This window comes from Pseudoalteromonas sp. OFAV1 (assembly GCF_021532595.1).
In the GTDB taxonomy this organism is placed as follows: domain Bacteria; phylum Pseudomonadota; class Gammaproteobacteria; order Enterobacterales; family Alteromonadaceae; genus Pseudoalteromonas; species Pseudoalteromonas lipolytica_C.
In genome coordinates this window covers 1-8,357 of sequence record NZ_JAKGBG010000081.1, presented here as the reverse complement: position 1 = coordinate 8,357, position 8,357 = coordinate 1, and the positions used below count along the sequence as shown (strand labels likewise).

Here is an 8,357-nt window from a genome sequence, read left to right as displayed (position 1 = left end):
CTTTCTTCATCGACTTTGGCATTCCAAATACTACGCGCACAGCCCATCCACTGACTTAATACCTGCTTTTGGTGTGATGTTGGATTTGCACGAAGCTTAATGCCTGTTAACAACTCAATCTCTGATTACTGTATAAATATACAGTAGACTGTAATTCATTCTAACCAAAAGTCAAGACCGTTCGCCTTGACTCGCAGCTAAAGCAAGCGAGAATGCGGCGAACATGTGTTCAAAATATTAAGCAATTAGAACCTGATGAATAATAAAAAATAATTAAAGATCATACTGGAATAAGGGTTAAATTATGGAGATAGACACACGAAAATACGGTTCAGTAGTCTATGACATTAATGGCAATGTCACAGCGTTACATGACAAGGTTGCTGTTGGTGATAAGGTCGAGTGGCTTGGCCGTAAGGAAGGTAATTGCATAAACGATGATAAGTTTGTAGTCGGCGAGCATTATGTAGTAGCTGCCATTTATCCAAGCAATTTCGATCTGGAATTGCAAGGTAGTGAGGACGAATACACTACCAGAGCAGGCAAAACTGAATACAAGTTAGTGACATTAGATTAAGGGGTAAGTCAATGAGAGCATTCTTTCAGAAGCATATAGAACCGTTGTTGATGCAAGTGGTCGATGAATTTGGCCCAGAAAAATACACGGAAAAAGAAATTGGTAAAGTTGACGGTATTAGAGCTGTCAATGGTGGAGGTTTATTCTCTAGTATCAAGACTGAGGTGAAAATTAACGAAGTAAATTACCTCATAGAGGGAGCTCTAAATGGAGTTACTTTGGGTGAAACAGTTACCTTGAGGCATTGGCCAAAAACAGATCCTAATGGACTTCAATACCTTTTAGTGGCGGGTAGAAAATATAGGATAGCTCATTAATAAAAGCATTTTTCATCATAATACCTGTATAAATGAATTATACAGGCATTATCACATAAGTACTCTACATAAAGTAAAGGCTTGTAGATTTAAAGTTAATGGCTTAATTCCATATCACGGCCTAATTCTTCTTTAGGGTGCCAATCAAAACCAACATTATATGCTTTTCTTTTACTTACATTCATTTGATCAAGAACAGTAGATGATGAATGTAGGTCGCGCTTTATTTCATCAATAAACTCCTTATCTGCTTCTTTTCCATTTAAATCTACAATCTTAACCTGTCCACTTTCAAGAACATCTAATGCCTTGTGTACTGTTGCTGTGAACTGCAAAAAGTTCTGCTTTGAAGCAGTAGCTGAATGAACATTATTGAAATCTACATTAGCTACTTTTGCCAAACTAGGCTGTACAACATCTGTTTGAATTTCATCTACCGGCGTTTTAATGACAGCTCCCATTTTACCCGAGGAATTAGCTAAATCATTTACAAGGTTACTAAATACATCACTACCATAGTAAGTTCTGTCATTACCTGATTCATATGAACCCTGACGGTCAAACTTATTGAATGTCAGCATAGTGAGCGCTCTTTCAACACCAAAGAATTGATCACCTGTAACAGAATTTGCCATTCTAAATGTAGATGATGCAAATTCTTCCGGTGTAGTGTTCTTATAAGCCCTTTCATACATTGGATCTAGTGATATTGCATACCGATTCAAAGCCGACTCTAAACGATGCGTAAGTGTTTTATCAACTAATGCACTCTCTCTTTCATCTAGATTATGGTTAACATCGTTAAGGGAACCAGAGAGAAATTCTATTCCACTCTGATCTAAAATTAAGGGACTATCGCTTTTCTGTTTAATTTGCTTTGTTGCCGACAACATCATTGCGTTTGTTGGAAACTGACCTTCATACATTTCTTTTGAAGATATCCCTGCATTAATTCTTTCACGAACTGAGGTAAGGTTGTCCTCAATCATACTGGCCATTAAGGTTGATTTACGGCTTGTGCTCTTTGTATGGTCGGCCCCTACCTCTTTGCATACAGACAGGAAAAGTTGTTCAGCTGCTTTAAATAGGTTTTTACCTGATTCGGTCTGACATAGCTTATCATTTTGTAAGATCAAGTCATCTAACTGTTTAACAACATTGACGACTTTATTTAAATTATTGATTCTAGTGCTCATAAATAACTTTATCCTATTTTTAAGTCTTGAGATTTATCTAAATCGACCGCAGGTTGAGGTTCCCATTTAATACCAAGGCGGTAATTAGGGCTTGTTGATAAGAAAGCATGATCTAACTCTTTTTTCATAGATGAAATATTATTCATTACATCCAAGATGACTTTTGGATCTTCAATCTTACCCTCGTTGTAATCCTCAAATACTGACTTTGAAATCACCGAATTAGTTTTCATCATTGCCTTTGATAACATCAAAACATCATTTGTTGTAGGCACACTATCAGGAGTATAGTAATTAGGCTGTCCAGCGAACTGTAAGACTGATTTCTTTGCATTATGCAAAGGCTTATCTTCAACCGGGATCTGAACCTTGCTTGCTTTATTTAAGACGTCATTTACGATGTTAATAAAAACATCTTGGCCTTTGTAATTTCTTAAGAATCCATTTTCATAAGAACCACCCGAGTCCAGCGCACTCATTACATTGGTTACAACATTTTTTTGTTTACCAAATAAATCAGTTTCATTACTACGCATCATTAATTTATCTAATGATGTTGCTACATCGCTAATTTCTAGCTCATTAGGTAAATTGGCAAATTCTTTGTGTAACATGATGGCTAGCGACTTACTTGAATCAGCAAACTCCATAACTGATGCATGTATATGTGCCACTGTACCTTTTAATTTGGGGCTAATATTTTCAAACGTCAAACCATCTATGTGCTTGGTGTATTCTTCAACCATACCAGCAAGAAAAGACGCATCTTGATAATCACCAACAAATGAATCCGGCTTGAACTCTGTTATAAATTTCATTGAATGAAAAAACACGTTATCGTTGTACTCAGACAGCTGTTCTGGACTCATTTCTTGTTTTTGCTTAGCTGATGACAAATTGAATGCGCAGAGTGTATTGTACACTGCTCTAGCATTCATAGATTGATCTTGATTTGGAGTACCATTATGTAAGGCATCAACCAAATCATCTAAAGAGTTTTTAAACTGTAAGCCTTCTGGGGTTTGTGGGATGATTCTATCTTTATTTGAATGCAAGTCTACTATGAATGCTGCAATTTTCTTTATCTTTTCGGGTTTAACAAAAGCCATTATAAACATCTCATTATCAATTATTCATTATGTATACATTGTACCACAATGATGAAAATTTAATGCTTACAAGTTATGAGAGATAAACGTTAAATCATTTACCCTTGTTACTGCATCATGACTAAAATTTAAATTGTAACTTTGGCTTTTTAGTATAGATAAATGACCGGCAGCAACCCCTTCTAATGCAAGCTTAGGCTGATCTTCTATGAAAATACCAGATGGTAATTTTTTCAAAGTAGACAACTTTGAGGCGCCTAATGGTAAAAAGATAATATCATCAATCAAACCAGCTAATTCCCTTTGGACAGTCCTTTTTCGCGAATTAATGACATGACGGCTCTCACCGCATGATGTGATCATCGTTATATTCGCGCCTTTCATTTTGGCTATCTCAAAGGCTTCAATGGCATCACTATAGGCCTCAATTTGATCATAGAAAATTGATTTTTGAAATGAATCAATCAACTCTGAAGGATTTATTAAACTTGGAAAAATGTCGCACATATCAAATCGCTCAGGCTCTTTATGCAATGCAATATGACCTTCATTTTTGCAGAAATTAATAAAGCCAGATAACCAATCAAGACAGACGCCATCCCCATCTGTATAAATATATGTTTTGTCATTAATCATTATAGAAATCTTAAGTTGTGATGTTCTTAACAGTTATTATAACATCTATTTGATGCAGATTTCTAGCTACTATAGTGTTGTACCAATTATAATAATAAGAGATAAAATATGTACAGCGAACAGAAATTTACCGTAGATAAACTTGCCTTTGAACACTTTCTGTTAGGTAACTTTCCAGAGTCAATAATTAAAATAAATAAAGCTTATTTGGGCCATGGCAATGCTTATGAAACAAGTGTGAGTATCAGTGAAGATAAAAAGGCAGGTGTTTTGACCGTGAAACAAAACAACATCACTCTATCACGCGAAAAATATAGTTATGAAATTCCTTTAAGTGAAGCCAGAACTATGTATGAGTTGTGCAAGCTAAAAATTGAAAAAGTTAGGTTTACAGTTTTGTATGACGAACACGAATGGGAAATTGACATTTATTTTAACTCAGAGCTAGTAATTGCTAAAGTTCAAATAAGAGATGAGCAATCAAAAGTGGTTAAACTACCCTCATTTTGTACCCAAGAAGTGACTGGGAGTAGTGAGTTTTACGATTACAGTATCGCGAAAAAGTTAGCATCTGCGCTTAGTAATTAAGCGATACTTAGCACTATCCTGTTTAATTTACAAAAACGGAACCTAATAATGTTAGGTTCCGTTTTTATTTGTTACGCTAGCTAATTATTTTGCTGCAATTTTGCTAAAGCGCTTGGTCGAGTACGTTGTTGCTCTACATTCGGACTTACTGTGCTTGCTAGATTTGATGTCTGCGCAAACTGTTGATCTTGGTAGAACTCTTCCGGTTCTTGCTCATGAATTTCTTCTTGAACAGGCTCTACTTTACTTAGTAGTAAGTTACGAATTTTACCTTCAATTTCTTTTGAAACATCTGGATTTTCTTTCAAGAAGGTAATCGAGTTTGATTTGCCTTGGCCGATTTTACTGCCATTATAGCTATACCAAGCGCCTGACTTTTCCAAAATATTATTCTTAACACCTAAGTCGATAAGCTCACCTTCTTTAGAAATACCTTCACCAAACATAATGATGAATTCGGCCTGCTTGAACGGTGGTGCAACCTTATTTTTAACGATTTTTACGCGGGTTTCATTACCAATTACGTTATCACCCTCTTTTACGGAGCCGGTGCGACGAATATCGATACGTACTGACGAATAAAATTTAAGTGCATTACCGCCAGTTGTTGTTTCTGGATTACCAAACATGACACCAATTTTCATACGGATCTGATTGATAAAAATACATAACGTGTTTGAACGCTTAATGTTACCTGTTAACTTACGTAACGCTTGTGACATTAAACGGGCAGCGAGACCAACGTGCGCGTCTCCCATCTCACCTTCAATTTCAGCCTTAGGTGTTAAGGCAGCAACTGAGTCAACAATTACAACATCAACTGCACCTGAGCGTACTAACATGTCGCAAATCTCTAATGCTTGTTCACCGGTGTCTGGTTGAGAAACAAGTAATTCATCAATATTTACGCCTAGTTTTTGCGCATAAATAGGATCAAGTGCGTGTTCGGCATCTACGAATGCACAAGTTTTCCCTTGTTTTTGAGCCTCTGCAATAACCTGCAAAGTAAGTGTTGTTTTACCTGATGATTCAGGGCCAAACACTTCAACAATACGACCAGTTGGTAAGCCACCAATGCCGAGTGCAATATCAATACCTAGAGAACCAGTTGAGATTGATTCAATATCTAAAGCTTTATTATCTCCAAGCTTCATTACAGAACCTTTACCGAATTGTTTTTCAATTTGACCTAGGGCCATTTCTAATGCTTTTTGTTTGTTACTCATAGTAGATACCTTATGTTATGGTTTTTCAAATCTATAAAACGATATTAAACCAAAAAAAGATATATGGCAAGCGCTATATATCTTTTTTTGAAGAAATGTTTTTTAAGACGTTATTTTAGTGTCGATAACGCATCGTCAACATCTTCCTCAGTCGAGAGACCTTTTATGAAGGTCATTTGAAAATCACTTTTTATTACATCTAAATCAAACTCTAGATACCCTAATCCTGATAATGCACTTTGAAGCTTATCGCACTGACACTCTTGCGTCAGTGCAGCAACCTTAAATTCACCCGGTGCTACAGGAAGTAATAACACCTGTATATCGTCGTCTAGCGCTTCATGTAAAGCTAAAGTATGTTCTTCAAAAGTCATCGTAGGGATCATCTCAAAAATGAAGCCAGCGTCCCATACAGGCAACCCTAACTCTTTTGCTAGTTTAACAGCTTCTTTTTGGTTTAATGAATTTGCTTTGATTTTATTAGCAATCAACAAACCCTCCTCTGTCATTCCCCCCTCAGCTCGCGTAATCTCTTCATTTAACGCATGATAGAGGCTAACATTTTCTTTTACACACTTAGCGTAATTAATGATAGCTTGATTTTGCTCAAGTGATAGCCCTTTGTAATCGATTTTCATATAAACCTTCTCTATACCAATTAATAATACATATAAATCTTTCACTATAAAGCAAATTTGCTCTAAGTATCACAGTGCATCACTATACACTATCCTCAGATTTGTTAAAAATAAATCCATAAATAATTGACGAGTACTGTTTTTGTTCATAAGATTCTCAAAATCAAGCGTAAGGTTATGTATGACTTTCAGATGTATTATAAATGGCTTCTTATGTCATTGATTTTTATAACTACTAGAGAATCTCATTCGGATTACACCTAAAACCAATTTAAAGAAATTTTTAGTGACTGGATATGAATAACCAACAGCCTTTTCTAAACATCAGTAATGCAATTTCCTTCAGTGAACGAAAGTCGCAAACCTTAACTCTGAACATTGGCGCAAACCTAATAATCATAATGTTGATTGGCATTTCTTGGTCTTATTATATGGACAAAGTAATAATAATCTTCATATTAAGCTGCTTGTTAATGTCGCAGATACCATCATTACTCCTCAAGATTGAATTCGACAAACTATCCTTTCTGAAAAATGAAAAAACTGCGCTGGTGGAATTATACTCTTCTGCCGTTTCAGCACAGTACAATTTCCGAATTAAAAAAACGCCAATCCATTCTTTATATGCAGAGCTATTGATACTATCAGAGTTTTGTAAGGGTAAGGGAAGAAATCCAATTGTATCCAAAAAGGTAATTAAAGGCCTATTGGCTTCTAACATTGTTGTTTCTGATGTTGGTCTTATGAACTATGCAATATCAAAAAAAATGACAGCCGCTTTAACAATTGTATTTTTTGTAAGCAGTCTGTTGGTAATGGCCAAGTAATATGACATCTTTACACGGCTAATCACTATTAACCATTAAAAAAGTTGTAGTGAGTATTTAAAAACTAACTTAAGGTAATATTATGAATAATTTATCAATTTCATCATCACTGGATATGGCTTTTAACTTTTGTGAAATAAAGCGATAGCTGTTCGCAATCGCCTATTTTTCTCTATCCTGTGTTTGTTTTCAATTGCATATGCTACTAGTTACGTAATAAACGTAACAACTTCAGTTATTGTACTTGCCTTTTTAATTTTGTTTTTAATTCCCGGCACAATCCTTCTCTTAAACCTTAAAAATGTTGCCGAATTACAGGAGGATAAAGATAAAATTATTGAGATTTTCTCTAAAGTATCGACAAATGAAGAGAGTAAGTCAAATAAGTTTCAGAAAATGCTATCAGGATTAAGCCAAATAGCAGAAAAAGTAGTAAATGACCCTGAGTTATTAGATTCCCTGCCTGACGTTAAGGATAGACTACTATCTGTATTAACTTTATGTTCTCCAACAACCTTATTGCTATACATGATGTCAATTATCTCATTTTTAATTTTATGCATTACAGCACTCTTTAGCTTCTTAATTGTCATCTTTTAAAATTTTAGGCGGCAATTTGGCATATTGCCGCCTAAATCAATTCACAAATAGTGTTACCTACCTCTCATTCCTCAGTAATTACGCTCTACACCCATCCATAAAGAATTCTAGTGAACTACTCGCAGCTAAAGCTCGCGAGCTTCCAAGATAATAGCCTAAGCTACTAACCTTTCTTTTTTGACGCTTCGTTGGACACTGCTAGTCGAGCTTTTAGCTCGGCTAGTCTTACGATTGCCTCCACGTCCACTATCTGACTTAGTTCTGAGAACTCCATCGTCAGACAACTCCGTTCCAGAGTCTAAAATGAGATTGATTGCCCGTTTCTTTATAACCAATGATGCATTGTTGTCTGCATTGTCAGTATTACCACAGTTACCGCACACAAATAACTCTTGTGATTTACGGTTGTCGGGGTGAGTGTGACCGCATTTAGCGCACTCCTGACTGGTATGGGCTGGGTTTATTTTGAAGACGGCTTTTCCTGCTTGGTAAGCCTTGTATTTGGTGTAAGTCTCAATGATGTGCCAGCCAACGTTTAAAATAGACTTGTTTAGCCCAGCCTTTTGCTTGGCTTTGTTTGACACATACCGACCTTGTTCATCTTGCTTCGCCTTTGGCTTGCGCGTCATGCTTGAGGCTCGTA

General features: G+C 36.0%; 11 protein-coding genes and 1 pseudogene. 5 read left to right on the top strand and 7 right to left on the bottom strand.

Annotation, left to right across the window (positions count from 1 at the left end; genetic code table 11):
- Positions 1-113, bottom strand: a 113-nt coding sequence (locus tag L1267_RS23205) for a helix-turn-helix domain-containing protein (RefSeq protein ID WP_235384368.1), incomplete at its 3' end; no start/stop codon positions are given.
- Positions 114-304: 191 nt separating this feature from the next.
- On the opposite strand from L1267_RS23205, the gene L1267_RS23200 reads away from it, so the two are divergent.
- On the top strand, positions 305-577 hold the full coding sequence (locus L1267_RS23200; protein WP_235384367.1) for a hypothetical protein: 273 nt from the start codon (positions 305-307) through the stop codon (positions 575-577).
- An 11-nt stretch (positions 578-588) separates the two neighbouring features.
- Positions 589-894, top strand: coding sequence for a hypothetical protein (locus L1267_RS23195; RefSeq protein ID WP_235384366.1), 306 nt, complete (start codon positions 589-591; stop codon positions 892-894).
- A 95-nt stretch (positions 895-989) separates the two neighbouring features.
- Here the strand turns inward: L1267_RS23195 and L1267_RS23190 are convergent, their stop codons facing one another.
- The 3 genes from L1267_RS23190 to L1267_RS23180 all read right to left on the bottom strand — a co-directional run bounded on the left by L1267_RS23190 (position 990) and on the right by L1267_RS23180 (position 3,835).
- Positions 990-2,090, bottom strand: a complete 1,101-nt coding sequence (locus L1267_RS23190) for a hypothetical protein (RefSeq protein ID WP_235384364.1) — start codon at positions 2,088-2,090, stop codon at positions 990-992.
- Positions 2,091-2,098: 8 nt separating this feature from the next.
- Positions 2,099-3,199 (bottom strand): hypothetical protein, encoded by a 1,101-nt coding sequence (locus tag L1267_RS23185; protein ID WP_235384363.1) that lies wholly within the window; start codon positions 3,197-3,199, stop codon positions 2,099-2,101.
- 66 nt (positions 3,200-3,265) lie between these two features.
- A complete protein-coding gene (locus L1267_RS23180) occupies positions 3,266-3,835 on the bottom strand; it encodes a hypothetical protein (RefSeq protein WP_235384362.1) in 570 nt (189 codons plus the stop codon).
- 108 nt (positions 3,836-3,943) lie between these two features.
- Here L1267_RS23180 and L1267_RS23175 point away from each other — a divergent pair, with 108 nt between their 5' ends.
- Positions 3,944-4,423 (top strand): hypothetical protein, encoded by a 480-nt coding sequence (locus L1267_RS23175; RefSeq protein WP_235384361.1) that lies wholly within the window; start codon positions 3,944-3,946, stop codon positions 4,421-4,423.
- A 221-nt stretch (positions 4,424-4,644) separates the two neighbouring features.
- Here L1267_RS23175 and recA read toward each other — a convergent pair.
- A pseudogene (gene recA, locus L1267_RS23170) lies at positions 4,645-5,649 on the bottom strand (recombinase RecA); the annotation flags it as partial.
- 110 nt (positions 5,650-5,759) lie between these two features.
- Complete coding sequence (locus L1267_RS23165; RefSeq protein ID WP_235384357.1) at positions 5,760-6,287, bottom strand: hypothetical protein; 528 nt, start codon at positions 6,285-6,287, stop codon at positions 5,760-5,762.
- 296 nt (positions 6,288-6,583) lie between these two features.
- On the opposite strand from L1267_RS23165, the gene L1267_RS23160 reads away from it, so the two are divergent.
- Both L1267_RS23160 and L1267_RS23155 read left to right on the top strand, forming a co-directional pair.
- Positions 6,584-7,114, top strand: coding sequence for a hypothetical protein (locus L1267_RS23160; protein WP_235384356.1), 531 nt, complete (start codon positions 6,584-6,586; stop codon positions 7,112-7,114).
- Between the two features lie 183 nt (positions 7,115-7,297).
- Positions 7,298-7,714, top strand: a complete 417-nt coding sequence (locus L1267_RS23155; protein ID WP_235384355.1) for a hypothetical protein — start codon at positions 7,298-7,300, stop codon at positions 7,712-7,714.
- 155 nt (positions 7,715-7,869) lie between these two features.
- On the opposite strand, the gene L1267_RS23150 is transcribed toward L1267_RS23155, so the two are convergent.
- Positions 7,870-8,357 (bottom strand): transposase (locus L1267_RS23150; protein ID WP_235384354.1); only part of this gene is annotated, 488 nt, incomplete at its 5' end.

Coding starts and splice junctions, on each gene's coding strand:
- L1267_RS23200 (WP_235384367.1), top strand. CDS start 305: ATGGAGATAGACACACGAAAATACGGTTCAGTAGTCTATGACATTAAT.
- L1267_RS23195 (WP_235384366.1), top strand. CDS start 589: ATGAGAGCATTCTTTCAGAAGCATATAGAACCGTTGTTGATGCAAGTG.
- L1267_RS23190 (WP_235384364.1), bottom strand. CDS start 2,090: ATGAGCACTAGAATCAATAATTTAAATAAAGTCGTCAATGTTGTTAAA.
- L1267_RS23185 (WP_235384363.1), bottom strand. CDS start 3,199: ATGGCTTTTGTTAAACCCGAAAAGATAAAGAAAATTGCAGCATTCATA.
- L1267_RS23180 (WP_235384362.1), bottom strand. CDS start 3,835: ATGATTAATGACAAAACATATATTTATACAGATGGGGATGGCGTCTGT.
- L1267_RS23175 (WP_235384361.1), top strand. CDS start 3,944: ATGTACAGCGAACAGAAATTTACCGTAGATAAACTTGCCTTTGAACAC.
- L1267_RS23165 (WP_235384357.1), bottom strand. CDS start 6,287: ATGAAAATCGATTACAAAGGGCTATCACTTGAGCAAAATCAAGCTATC.
- L1267_RS23160 (WP_235384356.1), top strand. CDS start 6,584: ATGAATAACCAACAGCCTTTTCTAAACATCAGTAATGCAATTTCCTTC.